We start from the raw sequence: 24,938 nt of genomic DNA on the forward strand, positions 1-24,938 counted from the left end.
CCTTCACCGGCGTTAAATACTCAGTAGTCAGCTGGAGGCCATTTCATGCCTTTTTTAATAGCCAGAGTTTTAATCGATTCTAACTTTGCAGTGTTACCTGAATTCGACTGGCGCTCTATAATTTTTGCGAGCATATTATTAAAACCCCAGCCATTCTCTGTTGTGACTCGCGGATCTGCACCATGCTCCAGTAACCAGATTACACTATCCAGTTGAAAGCCTGATAAAGATTCAATCAGAACGGTTTGACCAAGTGAGTCTTTTTTATTGACGTCTGCCCCCATCTTAACAAGATAGCTCATGACCTTTAAGCTATGCTCGGAAGCGGCGCCGAAAATGATCGGAGTATCCTCGACTTCTGCATTTGGGCTCAACCCGCCATCAATCAGAGCAGCAATGAAAACAGGATCATCTGATTTCACTGAAACTTCAGCTGCGCTACCAAAATCAGGAATTTGTTGTAACGGATTCGCTCCGGCTCGAACTAAATCTGAAACAATCGCCAGGTGTTTTCTATCTTTATCATAGCTATTTTGTAAAGCAAAAAATAATAACGTCATGTCTTGCTTGCCGGGTTTATTTAGATCGGTTTGCATTGCAAGCTTTTTAACTTCCGGTTCATTACCACGTTCAATTTCCTGAGCAAGGGACAATTGCGTACCAGAAAAGAAATTCTCAGCAGATTGATTTTTCATTGCGCTACATCCGAAGGCCGATAATAATACAACCAATAAAATAAAGAACATCTTCACTTTTTGATTCACACTTAAGTGTAACATTTTGCACTCCCATTAAATAGCAGATAAAACTTCCTCATCCTCTTGCTTTTCACTTTCTATACACGGTATTACTTGTTCCATGCCATGTCTCGCTATTGGATCACCTTTACCGCCATCCATATCATGGCGTGTACCTACAGATGAGGGAGTAAGCGCAACTAAAGCACTGCCTACTACTGCGCCAGCAAGGCCACCATATACTCCTCCTAACTTAGCTCCCGCAAATGATGTAACGCCTATTGTAGCAAGACCGCCCCAAAAACCAGGCTCCTGCACAGCAGTTAAAACCTCACCTTTAACCCGGTATGCATTGATGTTTTCTTTGTCAGGACTTTTACCTAATCCGCCGTATTTTTCTACCGTCTTACTATTCAACCCAGCAGAGTTATATGTCCATCCCGATTTGCCACTTGCTCTTGAGCATGCAGAAGCCATTCCACCGCCTAACGAGTGACCGGTACAATCAATAGGGGATTTACTCATCATGATTTTATTACCAATTCTGACAGATTGCTCATAATAATCAGATTGTAAGTTCATTCCCTGTTTAGCATTATTCTTCCAGTCTTCAAGAGAAGTTGGCCTTGTCCCTCGGAATACCACTGAGGCGGACATATCATCACCAAAAACTTTTTTATCTGGCTCATACACTCGTGCTTTAAATCCTTCATTCCCTGCAATATTTAAATCTTTAGATTTCAAGCCATAATTTTTAAGCCTGGCATTATCATTACTGATATCATCCCACCCTTCCAAAATATCTTTTCCGGACTTTGGGTCGGCTTCATAAACTTGTTTTGCAAGTCTCGCTTTTTCCATCCCCGTATTATTCAGTTCCAGCCTTTCAGCAGCTGCCCGAACTTTTGGGTCACTGCTCTGCTTACCTTTTGCTATCAGCGCCTTGCGTCGCTCCCAGGTTTCTTTTTTGGTCAGATTACCGCCGCGCCCTCCCTTGGCCTTGCCGTTCATGGCAAAGATATCCTGTACGCGGTTGAGGGGAAAACCACCGATATAGGTATCCGGACTGTGCTCAATTGACCAGCAGTCACCCTCAACTGTACCGCTGACTACGCCCTTGTTACGCCCGGCCGCATCTCCAATCGTCGTCGGCACAAAGCTAATGTCATAGACGAATGCCGGGTGGCCATTGAAGCGTACGCTTTCCACCGTACTTTTTGAGGGTGCCAGTGTGGCAGTAACCGGATATGGCACTGGCGGCTGAATGCCTGGGGTGAAACACAAATCGGGTAGTAATCCCACCACCTTATACACACCATCCTTACGTGCAGCGTAATTATCAGCCATGACCTGACTCCTGCGAGATGAGCCCTACCAGTGAAGGCGGTAGCGGGGTAAAACTATCGTCATTGGTATCCGCGATTTGTTGTTGTGCCTTCTGCACTATCGCCTTACGTTCTGTTGCAGTGATGAAACGTAACTCTGTTACTGCTGCCTCAAGCAATTCAGAAAACACTGTGCGATAAGTACAGTGCACTTTGCGCTCGGGCAAATTAACCACCAGCGTGTCCAGTTGCAAATCGTAGCTTACTCCAGCCCCCAGTTGTGTGGTGACAAAGGCAAATAAGGTTTCAACCGGTACTGAAAAACTGATTTCCTGTCCGGGCTTATCCTGTTGTGAGATAAGATTTTTTAGCGTAACCGGAATATGCGACAGCGGCTTGGGTAATGGAAACTGCATCCACGGATGAGCGCCACACCAGTAATCAAAGCGAAAATCCTGCGGCAGAAAAGGATGACGCTGCTGCTTCCACGCCTCGTCATAAGTACCGGCAAAGCCAATACGCGGTTTCCAGCCACGACCATAAAAACCAAAACCGGCAGGCAAGGTTTCATCATCAATGTTTTTAATCGGCTGGGGCAGTAATTCAAACTGTGGCGCTGCGATACGCTGTAACTTAAGCTGTTTCTGCGCCCTGGCGGGTAGCCAGCCAACACCGACGCTATTAGTGGCGGATGCAATCTCGTCGCCATGATCTAAGCGGAACATTCCGCCCTGCGCATGCTCGTAACGTAATTCGAGAGCAGTGATCGCTTTAGCCTCGCTTAATTGCCAGCTAGTCACCATTTTGCGCCACTCGCGTGGGCCATACACGTTTAGTAAACGAGTAAAATCGCCAATACGCGCTCCGACGGTGAAATGACGCGCCGGCTTACCTTCCGGAGCGTGAGCACTACCGTTGATAATGACATCCAAACGCGGCTTATAGGGTGCCAGATCGCTCTCGAATCGAACACTGCTTCTGCCCGGCTCATCGTAATATTCATCCTGTTCAACCAATTCACCCTGATCTTCGCATAACGTAAGTTGGCCGCTGTGAATATCCAGATCGTAACTGACGCGTGTCACCAGCACACTAAATCCATGATCGTGCTGGTCTATCGACTCAAAAAGCTGTGCCGGGAAAGCACTATAGTTGACAAAATTTTCCATAGTTAGTTGATATCTATCTGCGTTCCGTCAATGTCTATCACCTTCTCACCAACCAGCTTAATTTTGTTTGCACTGATGGTAATGGTGCCGTTCTGTTCGAGCACGATCATCGATTCGCCACAAACCAGGGTAATCTTGTCTTCCGCACTAAACTCCGCCGATGTTCCTGCTGAAAGGCCAATGTCCCGCCCGGTATTAAGTGAATATTTCATGCCAACGTTGTGCATTTGCATCGCACCCACGTTAGTCATCCAGCCGGCCCCTACATTGAGTACATAAGCAGCACCAATATTGGTATTCTGCGCCAGCCCGACATTTAACATCGAGGCTAATGCGACCGTTTCAGTTTTCGTCTGATCGACTTTCAGCGTTTGGTTGCCATTGATGGTCACTGACTGATTCTGACCAATACGCACATTTTCATTCTGATCAACCGTTTCAGTGCGGTTACTGTGCACAATGATGGTTTCATTACCGTCCACTGTTTCCGTACGGTTTTGGTGAATGGTAATGGTTTCGTTCTGATCGACGGTTTCAGTGCGGTTCTTTTTAACCTCAGTGGTTTCGTTGCCGCCGATGGTTTTAGTGCGATTACTACCAACCGAGTGGGTTTCATCATTTTCCACCTCGGTGTCCATATTTTTCTCAGCATGCAGCCACACCTGCTCCTCGCCCGCCTTGTCCTCGAAGCGCAGCGCGTTTGCCGTGTCCGCCGTGCCGTCCTTCGAACGGCTTAAAAACCCCATCTGCGTCGCCGCCGCCGGCAGCGCCCACGGCGGCATGCTCGCCTCGTTGTACACGCGACCGATGATCAGCGGCCGGTCCGGGTCGCCATTGATGAAGTCCACCACTACCTCGTCGTTCACCCGCGGGATCTGCACCCCGCCGAAGCCCTGACCCGCCCACGCGCTCGACACCCGCACCCAGCACGAGCTCGTGTCGTCGCCCTTCGCCAGGCGGTCCCAGTGGAACTTCACCTTCACCCGGCCGTAGCGGTCCGTCCAGATTGACTCTCCCGCCGGGCCCACCACCTTCGCCGTCTGCGGCCCGTGCGTCTTCGGCCACGCCGTCGCCGGCTCCGCCCGGTACGTCACCGACGACGGCAGCACCGTGAACGTGATGTTGTGCCGCGCACCGCCGCCGCCGCTCGCGTACCCGTTCTCCTCGAAGTCGTACCGCGCCGACGTCACCAGGTACTCCCCGTTGTCGCTGAAGTGCGGCGCGTTCACGATGCCGAACCGGTACCCCGGCGCGATGCCCGTCGCCGTCCCCGTTCCGCTCACGCTGTGGTGCGCAACCTGCCACACCTCCTGGCGGATGCGCGTGTAAAATTCGCCGTGGCTGTGATCGACAAAATGGCCCGGCCAGTCGTACACGTCCACCGCCCCCGGCACCGGCGACACCGGGTTCTGCCGCGCCTGCAGCATCCACGCGTTCGGCTTGCGGAAGTCGTAGTCGTCCGTGCTGTACATCCCCGGCGTCACGCTCTCGCACAGCGACCACTGGCTGATGCCCTCCTCCGTCACGCTCCCGCCCGACGCCGTCACGTGGTACGGTATCGTCTCATAGCCCGCGAACGCCTCGTGCTGGTCCGCCCCGTCGCACAGCACCATCACGTGACGCTCCGCCTCGTGGCGGAACCAGTAGTAAATCCCCTCCAGCTCCATCAGCCGGCTGATGAAGTCGAAGCTGCTCTCCTGGTACTGCACGCAGTACTCCCACACCCGGTAGCTGCTGCCCAGCCGCGTCTCCACGTTCACCCCGTTCTCCTGCAGCAGCGCCTGCACTATCTGCGGCACCGTCTGACCCTGGAATATCCGCAGGTTGCGGTCCCGGCGCATCGGCCACAGGTCCGGCTCCACCCGCAGCTGGTACACCGCGTAGCGCGTCCCGCTCAGCTCCTCGCTGCGCACCGCCACCCGCGTGATTTTGCCGTTGAGGTAGCGCGGCGACAGCAGGCTCTGCGTCGGCAGCGTGAACGTGACCGGCTGCCCCAGCAGCGCGTGCCGGTCGATGCGCGCGTCCGTGGCCAGCAGCTCGGCGTTCAGCTCAAACGACTGCGACAGCGCCTCGGCGCCGGTGAGTTTCCAGAACAGCAGGCCGTCCATCGGCAGCTGCGCGGTGATGCGTGAGAACATAATAAATCCCTGATGATTAACTGTGTGGATCGAGCAACCAGACGCCTTCTTCGCTGATGGTCAGCGTTTGCTCGCGCGTGCCGCCCTGGCCGCTGATGGCAAAGGTATAATTGCCTGGCGCCAGCTGCAGCGCGGCAAAACCGTTGGCGGCAGGCACCAGCGCCTGCGGTTTACCATTCACCTGGACGCGTTCGCCCTGCTGCAGCTTGATGTAAACCTGCGCGACCGGCTCCGGCGGCGGTGCAGGCTGCGGCTCCGCTTCGCGCGGTTTTTCCGGCGTTACCGCTGCCGTTGCGGCTGGCGCTGACGACGCTGAAGGTGAAACTGCCGGATCAGCAGCTGGCGCGCTGTTTTGCACCGTCTCTGCCGGCGCCGCAGGCTCATCGCCCCCGGACATCAGCAGCCCCACGCACAATCCCACCAGCACGCCCGCGGCCACCAGCCCCGGCAGCGCAAAGCGATGGCGCAGCAGCGATTTCACCGGCGAAAGCGTTTCGGCTTCGTTCGCCTCTTCCACCGGCACCAGCATGGTGCCCGGTCCGCTGATTTTGGCGCTCAGCAGCGGTTCCGGTTCGCGCTCTGGCAGCGCCATCAGCCCGGCAAAGACATCAATATCCTGCGGCCGATCTTCCGGTTTGAGCGCCAGCGCGCGGTCCACCGCCGTCAGCAAGGCCTGGGAGTAGCCCGGCAGGCGGCGCGCGGCCAGCGGCTGGTAGTTATCTTCGATGCTGCGCACCACGCTCACCGGCGGTGGCGCCCCGGTGATCAGCGTGTGCAGCACCGCGCCCAGCGCGTAAATATCCGTCCACGCGCCCTGTTCGCTTTCGTCGTTATCGCTGTATTGCTCGATGGGCGCATAGCCCGGACGCAGCATGGTTTCGCTCTCATCCGACAGGTTACCAATGGTTTTACGCGCAGAGCCAAAATCCAGCAGCACCGGCTCGCCGCTGCTCTGAATCTGGATGTTATCCAGCGAGATATCGCGGTGCAGGTAACCGGCGTCGTGGATGGTTTTGATCGCACCCAGCAGCGGCGGCAGCAGGCGACGAATCCAGGCTTCATCCACCAGTTGCGGATTGCGCTCGCGCAGGTTCGATAAGGTGGTGCCGCTGTAAAACACCGTGCCCATGTAAGCGGTGTCGTTCTGCACCCAGAAACGCAGCACGTGCAGCAGATTTGGATGGTTGAAGCGGGCCAGCAGGCGCGCCTCCTGAATAAAGCTGTTCAGCCCGGCATGAAAGGTTTTGCTGAAGCGTTCGCTGCGCAGCACCAGATTCAGGTCATCGCTGCGCACCGCCAGCGAAGCCGGCATAAACTCTTTGATGGCGATATCACGCTCCAGCTGATGATCCCAGGCACGATAAACAATGCCAAAGCCGCCACCACCGATCACTTCTTTAATTTCAAACTCATTGAAACGGTAACCCACCGGCAGAGCGTTGGGTACGTTGAGGGGATTATCGTGTTCCGACATTTTCGAAAACTCTCTGATCACTAACGGCTTTAGACATCGAACTGGCAAACAAACTCGCCCTGCTCACAGCGTACCTGCACGCGACGATAGCGTTCATCGCGGGCGTGAGCGCTGAGCAGCATCTGGCTCATCTGCGGCAACAGGGTATTGGTAAGGATGGCGTCGACCATGCGGCCACCGGACTCCACTTCCGTGCAGCGCTGCACGATCTGGCTGATGACCGAATCGTCAATCTGCGCGCTGATGCCGTAGTTGTCGGCGAGACGCTGAACAATGCGGCCCAGCTGCAGCCGGACGATTTCCGCCAGCATCGCGTCGCTCAGCGGGTAATACGGCACCACCAGCAGACGACCCAGCAGCGCCGGCGGGAACACCTCCAGCAGCGGTTTGCGCAGCGCGGTGCTCAGCGCTTCCGGATCCGGCATCAGCTCCGGATCGGCACACATCGCACTGATCAGCTGCGTACCGACGTTGGAGGTCAGGATAATGATGGTGTTACGGAAGTCGATGTGGCGCCCTTCGCCATCCTCCATCCAGCCTTTATCGAACACCTGGAAGAACAGTTCGTGCACATCCGGATGCGCCTTCTCAATCTCATCCAGCAGCACCACGCTGTAGGGACGACGCCGCACCGCTTCGGTCAGCACGCCGCCTTCGCCATAGCCCACGTAACCCGGCGGTGCGCCTTTCAGGGTGGAAACGGTGTGGGCTTCCTGAAACTCGCTCATGTTGATGGTGATGATGTTCTGCTCGCCGCCGTACAGCGACTCGGCCAGCGCCAGCGCGGTTTCGGTTTTGCCGACGCCGGAGGGACCGCACAGCATAAAGACGCCGACCGGTTTGTTCGGATTGTCGAGGCGCGCGCGTGAGGTGCGCACGCGTTTGGCGATCAGATCGAGACCGTGTCGCTGGCCAATCACGCGCTGGTTGAGCGTATCCGCGAGATTGAGCACCGCGTCGATTTCGTTTTTCACCATGCGCCCCAGCGGAATCCCGGTCCAGTCTGCGACCACGGCGGCCACCACGCTGGCATCCACGGCGGCAAACAGCAGCGGCGCTTCGCCCTGCACCTGCTGCAGCTGCCGTTGCGTCGCGTCCAACTCATCGCGCAGCGCGGCTTCGCCCTCCGTCACGCAGCGCGCCCGCAGGGCGATCAGCTGATCGACCAGTTCACGCTCCTGCTGCCAGCGCTGCTGCAACGCATCGCGCTCGGTTTCCAGCGTTGCGCGCTGCGCGGCAACCGCCTGCGAACGCGCCGCATCGCCCAGCCCGACTTTGCTTTCGCGCTCAATGATCTCCGCTTCAATCTCCAGCGCGGCCAGACGATGCAGGCAATCTTCCAGTGCCGCAGGCTGTGCGCCCTGGCTCACCGCCACGCGTGCGCAGGCGGTGTCCAGCAGCGCCACCGCTTTGTCCGGCAGCTGGCGCGCCGGAATGTAACGGTGCGACAGCTTCACCGCCGCGCTGACCGCCTCATCCAGCAGCAGTACCTGATGATGCTTCTCCAGCGCGCTGACGGTGCTGCGCAGCATCAGAATCGCTTTGGCTTCATCCGGCTCCTGCACCTGCACGGTCTGGAAACGACGCGTCAGCGCCGGATCTTTCTCAATGTACTTTTTGTATTCGGCCCAGGTGGTGGCACCGATGGTGCGCAGCTGGCCGCGCGCCAGCGCCGGTTTCAGCAGGTTGGCGGCATCGCCGGTGCCCTGCTGGCCGCCGGCACCGACCAGCGTGTGGATTTCGTCGACGAACAGCACAATCGGCGTCGGGCTGGACTGCACTTCATTAATCAGCGCCTGCAGGCGCGCTTCAAACTCGCCTTTCATGCCGGCACCGGCCTGCAGCATGCCGATATCCAGCAGCCACAGCTGCACATCGCGCAGCGGAGCCGGTACGTCGCCAGCGGCAATACGCAGCGCCAGGCCTTCGACCACTGCGGTTTTGCCAACACCCGCTTCACCGGTCAGCAGCGGGTTGTTCTGCCGGCGACGCATCAGAATATCCACCATCTGGCGGATCTCTTCATCACGGCCGGTGACCGGATCGATGCGTCCTTCGCGTGCACGCGCGGTGAGATCCTGCGCGTACTGCGCCAGCGTGCTGGTGCTGGCTGCGGGTGCGGCACTCTCCGCGCCCGGCTGTGCCACCAGCGCCTGCTGTGCTTCTTTACTGCTGGCGAGCAGCGTGTCGAACTGCTCCAGCAGCGCATCAGCATTGATACGGCCAAACTGGCCGGAGATGCCTTTCAGCACGCTGGCGAGGTTGAAGGTTTTGAGCATGCCAATCAGCAGATGGCCGCCGCGAATGCGCGTCGCACCGTACTTCAGCGAGGCGTAGACCCAGGCGCGCTCGACGGCGCTGTCGATGTGTTCGGCGAGATCGGAAACCGCGCTCGCACCGCGCGGCAGGCGGTCGAGCGCCGCGACGATATCCCGCGTCAGCGCGTTTTCATCCAGTGAAAAATGGCTGATCACCCGCTGTAAGTCGCCATCCTGCTGCTGCATCAGCTGGTGCAGCCAGTGCACCAGCTCAACATAAGGATTGCCGCGCAGTTTACAAAAGGCGGTGGCGCTTTCCAGCGAGGTAAATAACAGCGTATCCAGTTTGCCGAATAACACGGCACGGCTGATTTCTGACATATCGGGTCTCTTTAATGAAAGAAGCAGGCTGTGTAACAGGGAAAAGCGATTGGGCTAGCTTGCGGCTGCCTCAACCTCAAACATGAAATCTTCGCGATCCTGCGGCTGTGGCGCGTGTCCCAGCCAACTGGTGTAGCCCAGCCGGGCATTGCCTCCCAGCGTGACGCTTTGCACCTCTTCCGCCGCCAGGATCAGGCTGAGGTCCCACTGCATCTCGATGCCGAGATAGTGACGCACCCAGTCGCGCACTTCGCGCGCGCCCGGCGCATCCGGCAGAAAGTGGGCATACTGCTGCGCGCTCAGCGGACCGAGCCGCAGGCGAAAACGGTGCTGCACATCGCGCACCGCCACACCCAGGAACGCCGATTCGCCCAGCCGCGGCATCTGGCGTCCGGCCCCCAGCCGCGCCTGATCGCGCGCGTCCAGCGTCAGCCACTGCGGCACGTTCTGTGCCAGCTGCACCGGTACGCCAAAGTAGTGACGCAGAATGCGTACCAGCCCTTCAGCGTCGTGACCGTGGCGGCTAAGATGGCCGACCAGCATCAGCCGCGCATGCAGGCTGAGCGAACTGGCCTGCTGCTGCGCCGGTAAACCGATGCCGGCCAGACAGGCAAGGTAATCAACAAAGCGGCGGTTATCGGCGCGATCCAGCGAGACGGCCGGCTGCGCATCGGCCCAGGCGCGATAAAACAGCAGCGTGGCGCGATGGTGAAAGATGTCGGCAAATGCCGCCAGGCTGTGATCCTGATGGTGCACGATGCGCTCGTGCACATATTCCGTCAGGTGGGTCGGCAGCGGACCGTTGGGGCCAAACAGGCCAAAGCTGTAAATCGCCACGTCATGGCGCACGTCCTCTGCGCGCGGCTGCACGCTGGCCAGCGTTGCCGGGGCAAACGCCAGCGACGGTTGCTGACCAATGCGCAGCGCTTCGAACTTCGGCAGCGGCGCACGTCCCAGCGGATAGCGCTGGCCGCCCTGCGCATCCAGCCGGCGTAGCAGCTGAAACAGATCGTAGCGCCACGGTGCCGCCATTACTGCCTGCCAGAAATCGTCCGGCAGCCGCTGGGCGCGCTGCAGCGGAATGATCGGCGCCTCGCTCATAGCAGCGCCTTCCTGCCCATGCGCGGCGGCCAGTAGCCTACCTCGCCGCGCTGCTGGCTGTTGAGGGTGAATTCGGTAAAACTATTCAGCGCCACCAGCCGGCTGCACACGCGTTCCAGCACGCTGCCGAGCAGCCACGGGCTGGCACCGGAAAACGCCTGTTCGTCGACCTCCAGCGTGATGCTGACGCCGCGCGCAAACACCACCGGGCCCGGTTCCGGCACCCGGCGATTGACCGCGCTGAGCTGGCAGTGGCGAATACCGTCAATCTGGCGCGCCACCGCCGCTTCGGCGAGATTAGCGTACAGGCTCAGCAACTGGCGCAGCGCGGCGGCGCCCTGGCCGTCGCTGCTGTCCATCAGGCTCAGGTAGTTCATCTGCAGGTGGCTGATCAGACGCCACGCGGAGAGCCCTTCGGCCAGCGCCGGACGCGGCGGCGTCGGGCCTTTACACAATTTCAGCTGACCGACCGGGATCGAATCCGGCATGACGAAATTGCCCTGCTCCTGCTGCAACAGCATCAGCGGCAGGTCGCGGCTGGTGCAGAGCACGTCCGCCGACAGGTAGCGCATGTCGTCGCGCCACGGCGTGTGATGCTCATCCACCAGCGACAAAAACACTTCTGAGCCGATATAGCCGGTGCGCGTGCCGTAACGCTGCGCCTGCTCAGACAGCGTGCGCTGCTCGCGGCGCAGCGAGAAATAGGCACCGTAATCGCCGTCGTCGCCGCTGAAGGTGCTCCAGAACGGGCGGAATAACTGCTCTTCGCGCTTGCCCTCAACGGTGGCGAACAGCCGCTGCACCGAGTGCACTTCGTAGTCCAGCGGCCGGATGTTATCCACCACCAGATGATATTCGTGCTGGCTGTCGCTGACCTTCAGGCGCTCGGCCGTTTTGGGAAACAGGTTGATCACCGGCGTGCAGTGCAGCGCCAGATGGCTGCTGTCCACCATGCTTTCCAGCGCGCTGTCGGCCTTATCCAGCAGGATGATGATGTCGAATTCCTGCGCGTTATCGCAGCGGCGCAGAAACGGTGCCAGCTGGCTCAGGCTGATGAACTGGAAGCGCGCCGGAAAGGCAAAATACTCCTGCAGCAGCCGGTAGCCGTCGAAGTTACGCAGATCGTCCGGCAGCAGCGCCTGCTCCGGCGCAAAGCCCTCCTGCTGTAGCGAGTCATCCGGCAGCACCTGGCGCAGCGGTTTCTGTTCGACCGATTGCAGCACGATGCCGACGCGGTGCTGCATCAGCAGCTCCAGCAGTTTCTGCGCCTGAATGTCCGGGCCGCTGAGATACAGCATTAAATCGGCGACATTCAGCTGGCTGAGCGACGAAATGCCTTCGCAGGCGATACGCACGCGCAGCGCGCTGGCGGCACCGCGACCGCTGAGCTTCAGTTCGCCCAGCGGCAGATCGCCCGGCACGCCGCCGAGTGAAACGTCGCTGATGCGCAGCGGATGCAGCGTGACATCATGCGCCGTGGTGTAGCTGCAGGTTACGCCGCTTTTTTTCAGGTGCTGGCTCTCCATCATGGTGCCGCGCGGCACGTGGAAGCCATTGCTGATGTCGCCTTTGCGGCTGTCCGGCGTGAGCTGTGCAATCGCCATCGACGGCGTAGGTGACAGATAAGACGGAGCAATCATCTCCAGCAGCCGCTGCGAAAAGCGCGGGAATTCGGCGTCCATTTTGAGCTGCACGCGCGACGTGAGGAAAGCAAAGCCCTCCATCAGGCGCTCAACGTAAGGATCGGCGACTTCGATGCCGCGCATCCCCAGCCGCCCGGCGACTTTCGGATAGCGCGCAGCGAACTCCGCGCCCAGCTCACGCAGATAGGCCAGTTCGCGGTTGTAGTAGTCGAGCAGTTTGCTGTCCATGATTAACCTGCATCCAGTAGTTCAAAATGACCGCTTTCCAGATCAACCTGGGTGCGGAACAGAAACTCCAGCGGATAAGGCACGCACCACAGGCGGCCTTTGATCTCAATCGATAACACGTTGTGCAGGCTGAGCGACTTCAGATCGCTGACGCAGCGTACCTGCAGCCCCTGCGGCAGAATGCGCGGCTCAAAGTGCAGAATGGCATCGGTCATTTTGCGCTGCATATCCTGCCATTCGATGTCGGAGATATTCTGTCCGGCTAGCGGCGCCACGCCAAAATTCCACACCGAGCGCTGCACTTCACCAAAGGCGCTGAGATCCTGCTGGGCTTCGTTGTTGATGGTGTTAAACAGCCACTGCAGATCGCGCAGCACGTGGCGGCGCAGCGTGCTGTGGGAAATCAGCGTGGTATTGCTGGCTTCGCTCTGCTTGTCCGGCGCGTTGTCAGTCAGACGATCGAGTAACGAGGATTGCAACTTGTCGCGCGCGGTTAGCGCATCGCGATTTTTACGCGCGCGGAAACCGCCATGCAGCTGGGCATAGCCGTCGTTGTGCGAGCTGTTATCACGGCTCATCGCTGCCGCCTGGCTGGAACGTCAGCTGCTGCAGCGTCAGCAGCGGATACTCGCCGCTGTCGCTCAGCCACAGCTTCTGGCCGTGACCGGTAAACTGGCTGTCATCGTGGCCCAGCGGCTGCCATTCCGTGACGCTGGCGCGCAGGTAGCGCTCATCCGCCCCCGGCAGCAGCGGGTAGCGCACCGGGATCTGGCAAATCTGCTCGCTGCCATCTACCAGCTGCACGCGCGTATGGCGCCAGACCAAATCGGTGACGCTGGCAGGCGCCTGAAATTCCATCTCGCGGATCGCGGCGAACGGAATCCAGTAGTAGCGGCCGTTGGCGATGGCTTCGCACACCGGCCCGAAGCGGCTGTCGCCGTCCATCAGCCACGCGAAGTCTGTTGTCTGTTCCTGCTGTTGCAGCTGGCCCGGATTGGCGTCGGCCTGCGCCAGCGCGGCGGCACGCTGCTCAGCGCCCTGCGCGAAGTCACCGCGAATCTCGGCGGTCAGCGCAGCCAGCAGGCTTTCGCACCACGCCCACGCGCTGCCCGGCAGCTGCGGCTGCGCCGCGCCGCGCAGTACCGCTTCACGCTGCTGCTCACCGGCAATGGCCTGCTGCAGTAAGGTGACGGTCGGCTGCGCCTGGGGCGTCAGCGCCAGCCACGATTGCAGCTGGGTTTGCGCGCGCGTCCAGTTGCCCGCCAGGCACAACAGCTGCACAAACGCCGCGCGCAGGTCGGCACTGGCCGGGCTGGCCTGAATCTGGCGGGTGATATCAGCGAGGTTATCGGCCAGTGAGGCACTGGCGAGGCGCGATTGTAACGACTCCATGCAAGCTCCTTTTGCGTTAGTTAATGGTGCGGTAAACCGCAGCGGCGGGATCTTTCAGCTCCGGATGCAGCTGTTCTACCAGCTGGACTTTCAGCGGTGCGCTGGCGCTCAGCCACGGCGACCACACTTTGCGTACTTCCTGCAACCGTGCACGCAGCGCGCTCTCATCGGCGGCATCGCTGGCGGGCATCTGCACCACCACCTGATCCGGTGCCTGCCAGCCGTTGAACTGGCTGCTGAACGGCAGCACCAGCCAGCTGTCTGGCGACTTCTCGTTGCTCAGCACCATGCGTTCGCTGTTGACGGTAGTGATGCTGAGCTCGGCGCTCTGCTGTTTGTTATTCAGGCCGGCAATCGGGAAGCCCTGCAGGAACGTCACCACCACGCTTTTCGCCGCACCGTTGCCCATCTGCGTCAGGCTGCTGCGGCCGCTCAGCCAGCCATCCTGACCGCAGCTCAGCCCCTGTTTTGACGGCACGAACAGCGCGCTGGTCTGCGCCGGATGCTGCCACCAGGTGCGGAAGTGACAGCCGTCGAGCAGGCTGAACTGCAGCCACGGCGTGGTATCGGCCTGCGGCGAGTTGAGCACCGGCGCGGCAGGGGCAACCGCAGCGGTCTCTGGCTGCTGCACGGGCGCGGGCGGCGGCGTTACCACCGTTTGCCACTGCTGCGCTTTGGCAGCGCTGCCGCTGGCGATCGGGTTGCCGTCATCATCATTGAGCGTCCAGTTGAGCTGCTGCAGCGCTTTACACTGCGATGCCATCAGCCCGGCGACGCGCGGCAGAAAATCCTCCAGCGCCGCGACGTTTTTCGCGCCGTGGGTGACGATGCGCAGATCAACATTGCGCTTACACCAGCTCGCCAGCTGGTTATCTTTCACGTCATCAATCCAGACATCCAGTTTCTGTGCCGGGGACTGCACGATGCGATAGTTCTCAGCAAATGCGTGCGTGCTGAGCAGCAGCGCAGCCAGACCCAGTAATCCATGTTTCATGTTGGCGTTCTCAATCTCGAAGAGGGAAAAACTGCGCCGCTTCGGACAGCGAGTGCAGTAAGGTGGTGTCCTGCGGTGAGCCAATCCAGACGGCCAGCGCGCTGAAGTTATCCTGCTGACCGTTATCCGGCTGACCGTTGCGAATGATTTGCTGCATCAGCGTCAGCCACTCTTCCGGTGTATTGACCATGTGCAGCGACTGCTGCATCTGCTCCAGCGTCACGCCGTGCCAGAAGCCATCGGTGCACAGCAAAAAGGCGTCGCCGTCTTCTATTTCCACCACATCGCTGTAGCTGGCGTCGCGCTGCTCATCGCCCATGCCGAGGGCAAAATAGAGCAGGTTACTGTTGATACCTTCGGTCTGGTGGCCGGCATCTTTCATCTGCTGCACCAGGCTGTGGTCGGTAGTCACGTGATAGAGGTAGCCGCGGCGAAACAGATACAGCCGGCTGTCGCCCGCGTGCGCCCAGTAGGCCAGCTCGTAGTCGCGGTCGACAAACAGGCTGACCAGCGTGGTGCCCATGCGGCTGTGTTCGCTGCTGGCTTTCTGCTGCTGGCGAATCGCGTGATTCGCGTGGTTGACGTAGTTGCGAATCGACTGCGCATCCAGGTGCGCGTTACCGTCGAACGCCTCCATCAGGCTGCTGCGCGCGATGCGGGCGGCCACATCGCCGCCGGGAAATCCTGCTACGCCGTCGCACACCACGAAGCAGGCTGAGCGTTCGCCGATTACCTCACCGGTTTGATCCTGATTGCTGGCGCGATCGCCCTGATTCGACGTGGAAGCAATGGTGATATTCATGCGTCATCCGTGTGGGTTTGTGAATCTTTGTACTGATTAACTTCCAGGTCGTAGGCATGCAGGAAAGCTTCGCCGAACAGGGTATGGAAATCGTCCTCAATCTCGCCCGCCGTCTCGCCGTAGCGCTCAACAAAATGCTCCCACAGCGCGGCTTTGCGGCTGCCCGGCAGGCCGAGGCGCGACAGCGATCCCGCCTGGCGTGCTTCCTCTTCCAGCTGATCCGGATTAAAGGATTGCAGCATCGAAGCGATAATGGCGCGGATCCCGGCGATCATGCCGAGCTGATGCGCCTGCAGATCGATCAGCGCATCACGCACCGCCTGACGCGGCGGCATGAAGCCCGGCATGCGGCTGCCAAACATCTGCATCAGCACGGTTTTGCCGGACGGCAGCAGTTTGAACGGGTTGTTGGCGTCGTCGAGGATCACCGTCATATCCGCTTTAACGCCACGCTTAAGAATCGAACGTGACGACAGCAGCGCAACGGTGCCCTGCGAGAACATGCTTAGCATCTGGCCAAACTGCAGCATCTGTTCACGGTCGAACTGCGGCGTGGGCTGCAGATCGCGCAACCCCATGCCTTCCAGCAGTGCATCCAGCAGTTCGCCTTTCAGCGCGTCGCCGCTGCTGTGGCTGGCAGTCGTCTGACTGGCGGGTGCCGCGTTCTGATGGCTGGAAGCCACCGGATCGATACGCAGCCGCCCTTTCGGCGTCGGCGACGGTACACGTTGCACCGCCTGCGGCGTGGGCAGCGTAATGCCGCCGTAATCCATCTGCGGCGCGACCGTCTCTGGCTGCTCCGCCTGCGGTTCGATCAGCGGCGACGTGGCCTGGGTTTCGGTGTCATCAAACAGTGGCGAACTGCTGAGATCCGCCAGCTCGACCGGTGCCGTCTCCGGCGAGGGTTCACTGGGCGTTTCGGGCTGGGCGACGGGCTGCGGTTGAACCGTCTGTGCCGGCGCGATCTCCGGCTGCGCCAGCGGAACCGCATTGCCCATCATCAGGCCGAGCGGATCGTCGTGGTTGCGCACGTCGCTGCTGCTCTGGCTGCCAAACAGGCTGAGCGGATCGAGCTCGGTGGCACTCTCAACCTGCGGCTGCGCGGCGGCATTCTGCTGCGCCGACAGCGTGCTGGGGGTGCGATCGTCGAAGATACTTTCCTGCGCGAACAGCGCATCACCTTCATCGAACAGGCTGGTGTTTTTCGGCTGCTGGCCAATATCCAGCGGCGCATCGTTCACCAGCTGAGCCAGCGGATCCTCCGGGTTGCGATCGAGGCTGGCCGGCGCGGTGAGCGGATTGGCCTCCGGCAGCACCTCGGCCGCTGCTTTGCGCTTCGACAGATCGTCGGAGATCGAAAACTCTTTGGCGAGACTGTCCCAGATCTCGCTGGGGATCGCGGCGGTGCTGGCATCTTTTTCCGCCGGTGGCGCATCAGCCATTACCGCCGCCTGTACCACCGGCTGCGGTGCCAGCGTGGCGGCCTGCGGCTGCTGCGCGCCGTTGAGATCGTTGACCAGCAGCTGGTAATCATCGATGCCCAGCACGTCGCCATCCTGTAATTCCACCTGACGCCCGCGCTCCAGCGGGATGTCATTGAGCAGCACGCGCGTCACGTTGCCCCGGTTGGTGAGGCGGCATTCGCCAGCGGCGGTGATGTGCACAATCGCCTGCAGGCGAGAAATGGTGCGATCGTCATCCGGCAGCACCAGATTGTTGTCCACTCCGCGGCCAATGGTGCCGCCGGGCGGCATAAAGTCACAGCGGGTTTGCGGCGGCTGGTGGCCGGGTTTAGTCGTTATTATCGTAAAGCGCATAACGGGTTCCTGCGGTTAGCGGTTCGGCATCTATATTGCGCGGCTCTCCGGGAAAGACGCGGAATATAGGAAGCGGGTGATACGATGCTGCGAGCAATATCAGGTGATTGAGGCAATGCGTTAAAGCACGATGCGTTGTGTCATATTTGTCATTTAGTCTTTGAGTGAGCTTTGAAATGATTGCAATTTTATTCTGTTGACCAATCAATAAACGATATAATTTTTTGGCTGTAATGCATTATTAGAATTCGTGGCAAAAATTTATTTAGCTCATTAAATAAAACCAACAATCAAACCGATACCCACGCCTAAAAACAACAGAAAAAAACTGATAAGGTTTAAATTATGAAGCCTCAGCATCCATGATATATTTTCTTTAGGCTGTGACTGTATGAAATTGTATGCATTCTTACTTACAGGCTTTCCTTTCGCTAACTTCATCTCTTTCCCATTATAGAGATCAATAAAATAGACTATCTTATTGGCATTAAATAGAGGACCAAAAAAAGAATAGATATTCGTTACTATGTCTAAGTCAAGATCACGACGTCTAAACTCACTGATCAACTCAACGTATTTACGTTCATTCTTTTTAAAGATGCAGTATGAAAAAACCTGCATAATTAACGAAAATAAAATCAATAGAAAAGCTAAATGCAGAAAGAAATCAACTTTATTCATAGTGTTTCCTAATAATATTTTCGCTTTTTTCAGAGTGATTGTTATGCGTATAACTATTTGACATTTTTACATACACTCTGCGTAACTCAGCAATATTATTAAGATAACTATTTTCAAATCGATGTGTTATTTCCCGATCATAGTAAATATCACTATCAGTTTCATTTAGACCCAAAATATAATAATTAAAAGCATAACGCTCGGCAGCTTCAACCTCATAAATAACCGCTATTTTCACTTGCTGTTCATTCTTTCCTGATATAATTCCTACTGCAGAAATCTTGTGGCAACCTGTCGCTTCCCATTCATCCTGACCGATAGTTAACAAAAATTGGTCAACATGCTCGCCATCTCTGCTCCAGCCAATAAAACAGACTGGATGAACCTCCCTCACCCAACCCCGTCCCTGTATCAGCATTCCTATGCTTTTATCGTCGCGTTTGACGGTGAAAGATTGCTGCAGATTCAATTGAACACGCTCGAGTCCGTTGTGCTGAGCCAGGGCCATTATAGCTGGCTTATATTCTTGTTTATCGCCTGGTATAAGCGCTGTCGTCGCGGAAGCAATGTTCCAAACGAGTAAGCAAGGCAGTACACAACAATATAATTTCGCTTTCATGCTATCAAATATCCTGATTCGTATTTATTTTAAAAAGAACATTTATCATGCTTTATTTCGTGTTGTACGCAATGTGCGAACCAGTAAGTGTTTTTTAACCATATTGATTGGTGTGTTTTCAGGCTGATTGATGTCAGCCAGACCTTGTATCACTTAGATTTCCTTCAGCGCACTGGTCTTCTATCCTGCCATTAAGTTTCTTACAACTAACTAAAGCTAAGGATTCTGCCCTAACTGCTAAAGATCTCACAGCACATGCTAATGCAAATAGTAAGGTAAGTCTTTTTATCATGTATTCTCCAATGAGTAGCCATTATCATAACCCTCGTAAATCAAATAAAATAAACCTTGCATTCAATATGATTCTTACAAAGCGGCCCCACAGGGGCCGCTCATGAAAGCAATCATGCTTCTTTATTTTCTTTGATATTCCAGCCAGCACTACTTTCAGCACCTTTACCGCCCGAAGACGTTTGCTCCCAGTATTGTTGTTTGACTTTAGCAGCCTGGAATGCGTAGCTGACGCCTAAAACGTCACCGTTATTAGAACCATTATAGTTTACGGAAACAACCAAAACATCTTCTAAAGTAATTCTTGCATACTCAACTTGTTGACCACCTGCTTTACAAACTGAAAGTTCAACTTTAGATATATGCTTACCGCTTGCACAATGTTTCAGGATTGCTGTAGTGGATTTGTCGATGAGAGCATCTACAGCCAGATTATTAAATGCGGCCTTACCTGCTCCGCCGCCACCGCCTACGGCCATATTACCTGGTTGCGTTGCCCCCCAACCAAAGGAGGTAATATCTGTCCAGCCTGTATGGTTTGAATCTTTAGACTCACCTGTTACACCATCAACTTTCAGAAACATATCAATAGCCATAATTTCAACTCTTCTTTAGTTAAGAAAATGCTTTAGAAGCATCGTAATAGCAAATAGAAAAGTATGGGGCTGCTTAACCAGTCCATAGTTTACCATTGCTCCTAGGTTATCTCCGCTACATGGAGATATAAAATCAAAATTGAATAATCTTGACTTTTTCAAATTGAAACATTATTTTCTTTGAACGCACGTCAATTGTCATTAATCGGAGGAAAGAAAATGAAGGAATCGCCACTTAATATAGCAATGAAAGTAATTTTAAATATTTTAATAATCTTCTCTTTATTTTCAGCATGCTATTGCGGCTATTTATTGATTAAATCCTTATACATAACCATTGCCTTTGAGAAAATTGACCTGATATCCTCAGGATATTTGATTGGTCAGTTATTATTTATTGTTTTCACTATATTAATTATTATTTTATTAAGAAAAGTGAAATCTAGATTTTTTTCCTGACCAGATCCGACAGATGTAAAACAAATACTGAAGCGGTGAAGATTGCCAGGAGAATCACTGCATTCAGTATGTTCATCCATAGCCCGCCGGACCAGTTCATGATGAAAATACAATAACCACCCAAACCAAAAAAAAGCAAACCTGAGATAATGCTAATGAAAAGGCTTAGAATATAGAGTATTACTTTTCTAGACATTCCTGATCCCATCGACATAAACATTGAAAATATTATTGGATAAAGTCGGACTGGTACTCTGTAATTCAATAGCCTCTAAATATGGGTCGAGGTATTCTTTAAGAAGAAAGTAAAGTAAATCCAGATCACCATTACTACGTAATTCATTATATATTTTTGGATTGCGTGCCTTGAGATCGTTTGATGAATAAACCGAGTCTGAAGCCGCAGCACCAATTGAAAAAATAGATCCAATACCAAGGGAGAAAATGAAGCGCGCAATAGCTTTTTCAAAGAAAAGAATGAGAATCTGACTGAGTGCTATATAATTAAAAGCCATTTTTCCCGCAATTGTACCTCCTACTTTTGCTGCCAGCTTTTCAGCTTGTTCAGCCGTGAGGTTACTCCAATAGTTTTGCACCACTATTGTCGCCATTTTCTTCAGGCTATCCGAAGATGCCCCTCTTTTGATTAGTGCTGCAAGTCTGATTTTATCGGTCTGATTTCTCCATCGATGATCAGTATCAAAGTAATCTTTTGCCACTAAAGAGATATCTTGTGTGAATGAAGTTAAACCACCGATTACACTTTCAAAGAATGTATGCCTGATACTTTGTTTGCCATTAATTAATTGAAGCATACCTTGTGCAATTTTATTTACATCAGACATAATTCACACTCTCCATAGTCATATTTAACCAACAAAAGTCTTTGAAATCTTAAAACCTAATTAAATGAAAAAGCAGCGTAAATCAAAATTTTTTAATAAAGCACGCCTGTATCAGCGTGCTTTGTTATTAAAATCAATTCTCATTCGATTTGAGTGAAGGCAGTTTAGATACCAGACGCAGTGACACCGTCAGGCCTTCCAGCTGGTAGTGCGGACGCAGGAAGAATTTCGCAGCGTAGTAGCCCGGGTTATCTTCCTGCTCTTCCACGCTCACCTCGGCGGCAGCCAGCGGCTTACGCGATTTGGTTTCCTGTGACGAGTTCGCCGGGTCACCGTCGACATAGCTCATCACCCAATCGTTCAGCCAGCGCTCCATTTCATCACGCTCGCGGAATGAACCGATCTTGTCGCGCACGATGCACTTGAGGTAGTGCGCGAAGCGGCAGCAGGCAAACAGATACGGCAGGCGTGCAGCCAGACGTGCGTTGGCGGTCGCATCGGCATCATGGTATTCCGCAGGCTTTTGCAGTGACTGCGCACCAATAAAGGCAGCAAAGTCCGAGTTTTTGCGGTGCACCAGCGGCATGAAGCCGTTTTTCGCCAGCTCGGCTTCACGACGATCGCTGATGGCAATCTCCGTCGGGCATTTCATGTCTACGCCGCCGTCATCACTCGGGAAGGTGTGGCACGGCAGGTTTTCAACCGCACCGCCAGACTCGACGCCGCGGATCGCGGTGCACCAGCCGTACTCTTTGAAAGAACGGTTGATGTTGGCTGCCATGGCGTAGGCGGCGTTGCTCCAGGTGTAGCCGTTGTGATTTGAGCCATCGGTCTGCTCTTCAAAATCAAAGCTATCCACCGGATTGGTGCGAATGCCATACGGCAGGCGCGCCAGGAAGCGCGGCATGACCAGGCCGAGATAACGGGCATCTTCCGATTCACGCAGACTGCGCCAGGCGGCATATTCGGTGTTCTGGAAGATTTTGGTCAGATCGCGCGGGTTCGCCAGCTCCTGCCATGACTCCATCTGCATGACGGTCGGCGCGGTACCGGTGATGAACGGGCAGTGTGCCGCCGCACTGATACGCGCCATTTCGCCCAGCAATTCCACGTCCTGCGGGCTGTGATCGAAATAGTAATCGCCCACCAGGCAACCAAACGGTTCGCCACCGAACTGACCGTACTCCTGCTCATAAATCTTCTTAAACAGCGGACTCTGATCCCAGCCAGCGCCTTTAAAACGCTTCAGGCTGCGTCCCAGCTCCTGCTTGGAGATGCTCATGAAACGGATTTTCAGCATCTCGTCGGTTTCGGTGTTATTCACCAGGTAGCTCAGACCGCGCCACGCGCTCTCCAGCTGCTGAAACTCTTCATGATGAATAATCTGGTTGATCTGCTGTGACAGCTTGTCGTCAATCTCAGCGATCAGCGCCTGGATGGTGCGATAGGTATCATTCGAGATGGTGACGGTGTTTTCCAGCGCCTGCTGCGCCAGCGTCTTCACGGCACTTTCGACGGCTGCACGCGCCTGCTCGCTGGTTGGACGAAATTCTTTGTTCAGCAGGGCGCTGAGTTCATTCTCGCTGTAGTGCGAGGCGCCCTGTTGCTGCTGATGCGAAGACTGGGTCATGATTACTCCTCCTTACCTTCAGCGTTTTCATCCTGCTTCGGCAGGTGGGTCAGCGCTTTCAACAGCGTTGGATCCTGCAGAATCTTACCGATCAGCTCTTCCGCACCGTTTTTGCCGTCCATGTAGGTCAGCAGATTCGAAAGCTGGGTACGCGCTTCCAGCAGGTTGCTCAGCGGTTCGACTTTACGGGCAATCGCATCCGGTGAGAAATCGTCCATGCTCTCGAAGGTCAGTTCGACGTTAAGTTTGCCTTCGCCGTTGAGCGTGTTATCCACCTGAAACGCCGCGCGCGGCTTCAGCGCTTTCATGCGCTCATCGAAGTTATCGATATCAATTTCCAGGAATTTACGCTCATCAAGGCTCGCCTGCGGCTCGAGTGGTTTACCGACCAGGTCCGCCATGACGCCCATCACAAACGGCAGCTGAATTTTGCGTTCCGCGCCATAAATTTCCACGTCATATTCAATCTGAACGCGAGGCGCGCGATTGCGGGCAATGAACTTTTGCCCACTGGATTTCGTTGGTGCCATGGTTTTCTCCATTAAGGGTGCGCGGGTAAAGTTTCGCAGGAGGCGCGCAGGTCTCGCTGCGTTGAGTTGTTACGCTCGCTTAGTCGCGGCGTCCAAAGATATTTTCCAGCTGATGCACGCCGTCTGGCGCCAGATCGCGGATGATGTCCATAAAATCGAGTTCAATCAGCCGCTGTACGCGGTCGATCATCAGCGGTGCCGGATGGCTGGGTTCGTGCTGAGCAAAGTAGTGCTTCACCTTCTCCAGCATCAGCTGCGCATCGGCGCGCGAACTGAGCTGCACGCTGCGCCAGTCAGCCGTGCGAACCGCTGCGGCGGGCGCGGCGACGCTCGGTTCCGGCGGCGGCTCTGTTACCACGGCAGGCTGCAGCGCGCTGAGGTCAGTGGCCTGACAGCGTTCGGCGATCATGGCGATCTGCCTGCGCAGCTGCGACAGCTCCGGCACCGCCGCTTCACCCAGCTGTTCGGTCAGAGTTTCGGTAATGGTTTGCAAACGCTCACTTATCTGTAGCACCGCTTCAATACCGGGCTGCTCACCGCGCGCCAGCTCATCGGTCAGGCGCGGCAGACCGCCAGGATAGTCCGCGACTTCGGTCTTGCTGCCGTCGCACAGCGCTGCGGCATCGCGCAGCGTGATGCCATCCGAGGCGTAGCGCAGCAGCCAGCTCTGGCGTACCGCGCTGCTCAGCGCTGATTTATCGCCCAGCAGCGCCACCGCGTTGATGCGGTAAAACGGATCCTGTTCGCCGTACTCTTCCAGTCGCGGCCACAGCGGCTCCCAGTACAGCAGCAGCGCCTGCTCAATCAGCTTCAGTCCCTGCGCATAGCCCGGCAGCCCTTTCAACTCGGTCCAGGCATGAGTAAGCGCTAACATCACTCGCAGGTCTTTGCTGCGGCTGAGCAAGTCAATCGCCAGCTTTTCGACTTTATTCCAGTCGGCTGATTCAGCCGGGATAATGGTCTCACCAAATTGCTGTTCGGCTTTACCGGTACTGGCCTGCTCCATCGCCTGGTAATCCGCGTGATACTCCAGGTTGTCGCCGCAGGGGTTATCACTGCTGACCGGCGCCAGCAGCGCGTCAATATTCATCGTCATAGCGGTTGGCCTCAGGATTCAAACATCGGAGGATAAAGTCCGTTTCGTCCGGGTTTTGCCCCGCCGGCCGGGTCAAACAGCAGTGAGAACAGCTGTGCGGTGAAGTTGCCGCTGTGCACCTGGGTGTAAAGCGGGAAACCGTCGCTCTGGTTTGTCCACCAGAAGCTGGTGTAAAACTGCGGGTCGAAGCTGTCACCCGGCAGTTTCCAGTTGAGCGTTGACGGCTCGCCGTCGCCAATCACCTGTAAAATGTCCGATTGTTCGCCGTCAGTTTGCGGCTGCTGGGGCTGCGGAATACTCAGCAGCGCCTGGTCGAGCTGCTCTGGCGTACCGCCGTTTTGCACCACGCGCAGCAGCATATTGCCGACCTGCTGATACCACTCGCCCGAGCGGGCCAGCAGCGCCGGTGACCACTCGGCGGGCGTAAAATGGCGCAGCGCGCACAGCGGATAGTTGCGGCCGACGCTGTCGCGGGCGGCAATCAGGCAGCCCATCTGGATCAGCTGACTGCCGAGCATCGGCGGCACGACAAAATTCCACACCGGCGCTTTGAGAAAGGCGCGCGACGGGGCGTTTTTACTCTCTTCACTGGTTTGCCAGTGATGCAGTCCGACCTGAAACCAGTTCGACCACTGCCGGTACAGCACATCGGGGAAGCGTCGCTTCACAAAGTCACCCGAGCTGGGCAATTTGCCGTACCAGCCGGGTGCTGCGTAATGAGTCATTATCAGG

At 56.2% G+C, this 24,938-nt stretch carries 21 protein-coding genes; all 21 read right to left on the bottom strand.

What is annotated here, in order from left to right:
- Positions 1 to 20: 20 nt before the first annotated feature.
- Positions 21 to 779: an ankyrin repeat domain-containing protein gene (locus tag C1Y42_RS13530; protein WP_370445698.1), complete on the bottom strand. Its 759-nt coding sequence runs from the start codon at positions 777 to 779 to the stop codon at positions 21 to 23.
- A gap of 12 nt (positions 780 to 791) precedes the next feature.
- Entirely contained in the window at positions 792 to 2,084 is a 1,293-nt protein-coding gene (locus C1Y42_RS13535) for a PAAR-like domain-containing protein (protein ID WP_104093715.1), read from the bottom strand.
- On the bottom strand, positions 2,077 to 3,231 hold the full coding sequence (locus tag C1Y42_RS13540) for a DUF2169 domain-containing protein (RefSeq protein ID WP_104093716.1): 1,155 nt from the start codon (positions 3,229 to 3,231) through the stop codon (positions 2,077 to 2,079). The genes C1Y42_RS13535 and C1Y42_RS13540 overlap by 8 nt, the downstream gene beginning before the upstream one ends.
- Before the next feature lie 2 nt (positions 3,232 to 3,233).
- Positions 3,234 to 5,369 carry a type VI secretion system Vgr family protein gene (locus tag C1Y42_RS13545; protein WP_104093717.1) on the bottom strand — a complete coding sequence of 712 codons (2,136 nt, stop codon included), beginning with the start codon at positions 5,367 to 5,369 and terminating at the stop codon, positions 3,234 to 3,236.
- 16 nt (positions 5,370 to 5,385) lie between these two features.
- Complete coding sequence (locus tag C1Y42_RS13550) at positions 5,386 to 6,843, bottom strand: serine/threonine-protein kinase (RefSeq protein ID WP_058775981.1); 1,458 nt, start codon at positions 6,841 to 6,843, stop codon at positions 5,386 to 5,388.
- A 29-nt stretch (positions 6,844 to 6,872) separates the two neighbouring features.
- Positions 6,873 to 9,482, bottom strand: coding sequence for a type VI secretion system ATPase TssH (gene tssH, locus C1Y42_RS13555; RefSeq protein ID WP_104093718.1), 2,610 nt, complete (start codon positions 9,480 to 9,482; stop codon positions 6,873 to 6,875).
- 54 nt (positions 9,483 to 9,536) lie between these two features.
- The gene (gene tssG, locus C1Y42_RS13560) at positions 9,537 to 10,583 is read right to left on the bottom strand and encodes a type VI secretion system baseplate subunit TssG (protein ID WP_104093719.1); all 1,047 of its coding nucleotides are present in this window, start codon (positions 10,581 to 10,583) and stop codon (positions 9,537 to 9,539) included.
- Positions 10,580 to 12,454 (bottom strand): type VI secretion system baseplate subunit TssF, encoded by a 1,875-nt coding sequence (gene tssF / locus C1Y42_RS13565; RefSeq protein WP_104093720.1) that lies wholly within the window; start codon positions 12,452 to 12,454, stop codon positions 10,580 to 10,582. The genes tssG and tssF overlap by 4 nt, the downstream gene beginning before the upstream one ends.
- A gap of 2 nt (positions 12,455 to 12,456) precedes the next feature.
- The gene (gene tssE / locus C1Y42_RS13570; protein ID WP_021506795.1) at positions 12,457 to 13,032 is read right to left on the bottom strand and encodes a type VI secretion system baseplate subunit TssE; all 576 of its coding nucleotides are present in this window, start codon (positions 13,030 to 13,032) and stop codon (positions 12,457 to 12,459) included.
- Entirely contained in the window at positions 13,022 to 13,846 is an 825-nt protein-coding gene (locus tag C1Y42_RS13575; RefSeq protein WP_104093721.1) for a type VI secretion system accessory protein TagJ, read from the bottom strand. Before C1Y42_RS13575 ends, tssE begins: the two co-directional genes overlap by 11 nt.
- 16 nt (positions 13,847 to 13,862) lie before the next feature.
- On the bottom strand, positions 13,863 to 14,840 hold the full coding sequence (locus C1Y42_RS13580) for a hypothetical protein (protein ID WP_058757159.1): 978 nt from the start codon (positions 14,838 to 14,840) through the stop codon (positions 13,863 to 13,865).
- A 10-nt stretch (positions 14,841 to 14,850) separates the two neighbouring features.
- Entirely contained in the window at positions 14,851 to 15,642 is a 792-nt protein-coding gene (locus C1Y42_RS13585; protein WP_021506792.1) for a PP2C family serine/threonine-protein phosphatase, read from the bottom strand.
- On the bottom strand, positions 15,639 to 17,459 hold the full coding sequence (tagH, locus tag C1Y42_RS13590) for a type VI secretion system-associated FHA domain protein TagH (protein WP_104093722.1): 1,821 nt from the start codon (positions 17,457 to 17,459) through the stop codon (positions 15,639 to 15,641). The genes C1Y42_RS13585 and tagH overlap by 4 nt, the downstream gene beginning before the upstream one ends.
- A 273-nt stretch (positions 17,460 to 17,732) precedes the next feature.
- Positions 17,733 to 18,140 (bottom strand): hypothetical protein, encoded by a 408-nt coding sequence (locus C1Y42_RS13595; protein WP_104093723.1) that lies wholly within the window; start codon positions 18,138 to 18,140, stop codon positions 17,733 to 17,735.
- A complete protein-coding gene (locus C1Y42_RS13600) occupies positions 18,133 to 18,759 on the bottom strand; it encodes a hypothetical protein (protein WP_058777970.1) in 627 nt (208 codons plus the stop codon). The genes C1Y42_RS13595 and C1Y42_RS13600 overlap by 8 nt, the downstream gene beginning before the upstream one ends.
- A 404-nt stretch (positions 18,760 to 19,163) precedes the next feature.
- Positions 19,164 to 19,646, bottom strand: coding sequence for a type VI secretion system tube protein Hcp (locus tag C1Y42_RS13605; RefSeq protein WP_072208636.1), 483 nt, complete (start codon positions 19,644 to 19,646; stop codon positions 19,164 to 19,166).
- A gap of 647 nt (positions 19,647 to 20,293) precedes the next feature.
- Positions 20,294 to 20,950, bottom strand: coding sequence for a hypothetical protein (locus tag C1Y42_RS13615; protein ID WP_058776444.1), 657 nt, complete (start codon positions 20,948 to 20,950; stop codon positions 20,294 to 20,296).
- Between the two features lie 133 nt (positions 20,951 to 21,083).
- Positions 21,084 to 22,580 (bottom strand): type VI secretion system contractile sheath large subunit, encoded by a 1,497-nt coding sequence (tssC, locus tag C1Y42_RS13620; protein WP_104093724.1) that lies wholly within the window; start codon positions 22,578 to 22,580, stop codon positions 21,084 to 21,086.
- Positions 22,581 to 22,582: 2 nt separating this feature from the next.
- On the bottom strand, positions 22,583 to 23,110 hold the full coding sequence (tssB, locus tag C1Y42_RS13625; RefSeq protein WP_104093725.1) for a type VI secretion system contractile sheath small subunit: 528 nt from the start codon (positions 23,108 to 23,110) through the stop codon (positions 22,583 to 22,585).
- Positions 23,111 to 23,189: 79 nt separating this feature from the next.
- Positions 23,190 to 24,200: a type VI secretion system protein TssA gene (gene tssA, locus C1Y42_RS13630; protein WP_058771462.1), complete on the bottom strand. Its 1,011-nt coding sequence runs from the start codon at positions 24,198 to 24,200 to the stop codon at positions 23,190 to 23,192.
- Positions 24,201 to 24,217: 17 nt separating this feature from the next.
- Positions 24,218 to 24,931: a type VI secretion system-associated protein TagF gene (gene tagF, locus C1Y42_RS13635; RefSeq protein ID WP_021506784.1), complete on the bottom strand. Its 714-nt coding sequence runs from the start codon at positions 24,929 to 24,931 to the stop codon at positions 24,218 to 24,220.
- Between the last annotated feature and the right edge of the window lie 7 nt (positions 24,932 to 24,938).

Origin of the sequence: Pantoea sp. ICBG 985, assembly GCF_002928365.1 — a bacterium.
In the GTDB taxonomy this organism is placed as follows: Bacteria; Pseudomonadota; Gammaproteobacteria; order Enterobacterales; family Enterobacteriaceae; genus Pantoea; species Pantoea dispersa.

Bases quoted from the DNA above. Each gene is read 5' to 3' on its own strand.
- C1Y42_RS13530 (WP_370445698.1), bottom strand. From the start codon at position 779: ATGTTACACTTAAGTGTGAATCAAAAAGTGAAGATGTTCTTTATTTTA.
- C1Y42_RS13535 (WP_104093715.1), bottom strand. From the start codon at position 2,084: ATGGCTGATAATTACGCTGCACGTAAGGATGGTGTGTATAAGGTGGTG.
- C1Y42_RS13540 (WP_104093716.1), bottom strand. From the start codon at position 3,231: ATGGAAAATTTTGTCAACTATAGTGCTTTCCCGGCACAGCTTTTTGAG.
- C1Y42_RS13545 (WP_104093717.1), bottom strand. From the start codon at position 5,369: ATGTTCTCACGCATCACCGCGCAGCTGCCGATGGACGGCCTGCTGTTC.
- C1Y42_RS13550 (WP_058775981.1), bottom strand. From the start codon at position 6,843: ATGTCGGAACACGATAATCCCCTCAACGTACCCAACGCTCTGCCGGTG.
- tssH (WP_104093718.1), bottom strand. From the start codon at position 9,482: ATGTCAGAAATCAGCCGTGCCGTGTTATTCGGCAAACTGGATACGCTG.
- tssG (WP_104093719.1), bottom strand. From the start codon at position 10,583: ATGAGCGAGGCGCCGATCATTCCGCTGCAGCGCGCCCAGCGGCTGCCG.
- tssF (WP_104093720.1), bottom strand. From the start codon at position 12,454: ATGGACAGCAAACTGCTCGACTACTACAACCGCGAACTGGCCTATCTG.
- tssE (WP_021506795.1), bottom strand. From the start codon at position 13,032: ATGAGCCGTGATAACAGCTCGCACAACGACGGCTATGCCCAGCTGCAT.
- C1Y42_RS13575 (WP_104093721.1), bottom strand. From the start codon at position 13,846: ATGGAGTCGTTACAATCGCGCCTCGCCAGTGCCTCACTGGCCGATAAC.
- C1Y42_RS13580 (WP_058757159.1), bottom strand. From the start codon at position 14,840: ATGAAACATGGATTACTGGGTCTGGCTGCGCTGCTGCTCAGCACGCAC.
- C1Y42_RS13585 (WP_021506792.1), bottom strand. From the start codon at position 15,642: ATGAATATCACCATTGCTTCCACGTCGAATCAGGGCGATCGCGCCAGC.
- tagH (WP_104093722.1), bottom strand. From the start codon at position 17,459: ATGCGCTTTACGATAATAACGACTAAACCCGGCCACCAGCCGCCGCAA.
- C1Y42_RS13595 (WP_104093723.1), bottom strand. From the start codon at position 18,140: ATGAATAAAGTTGATTTCTTTCTGCATTTAGCTTTTCTATTGATTTTA.
- C1Y42_RS13600 (WP_058777970.1), bottom strand. From the start codon at position 18,759: ATGAAAGCGAAATTATATTGTTGTGTACTGCCTTGCTTACTCGTTTGG.
- C1Y42_RS13605 (WP_072208636.1), bottom strand. From the start codon at position 19,646: ATGGCTATTGATATGTTTCTGAAAGTTGATGGTGTAACAGGTGAGTCT.
- C1Y42_RS13615 (WP_058776444.1), bottom strand. From the start codon at position 20,950: ATGTCTGATGTAAATAAAATTGCACAAGGTATGCTTCAATTAATTAAT.
- tssC (WP_104093724.1), bottom strand. From the start codon at position 22,580: ATGACCCAGTCTTCGCATCAGCAGCAACAGGGCGCCTCGCACTACAGC.
- tssB (WP_104093725.1), bottom strand. From the start codon at position 23,110: ATGGCACCAACGAAATCCAGTGGGCAAAAGTTCATTGCCCGCAATCGC.
- tssA (WP_058771462.1), bottom strand. From the start codon at position 24,200: ATGAATATTGACGCGCTGCTGGCGCCGGTCAGCAGTGATAACCCCTGC.
- tagF (WP_021506784.1), bottom strand. From the start codon at position 24,931: ATGACTCATTACGCAGCACCCGGCTGGTACGGCAAATTGCCCAGCTCG.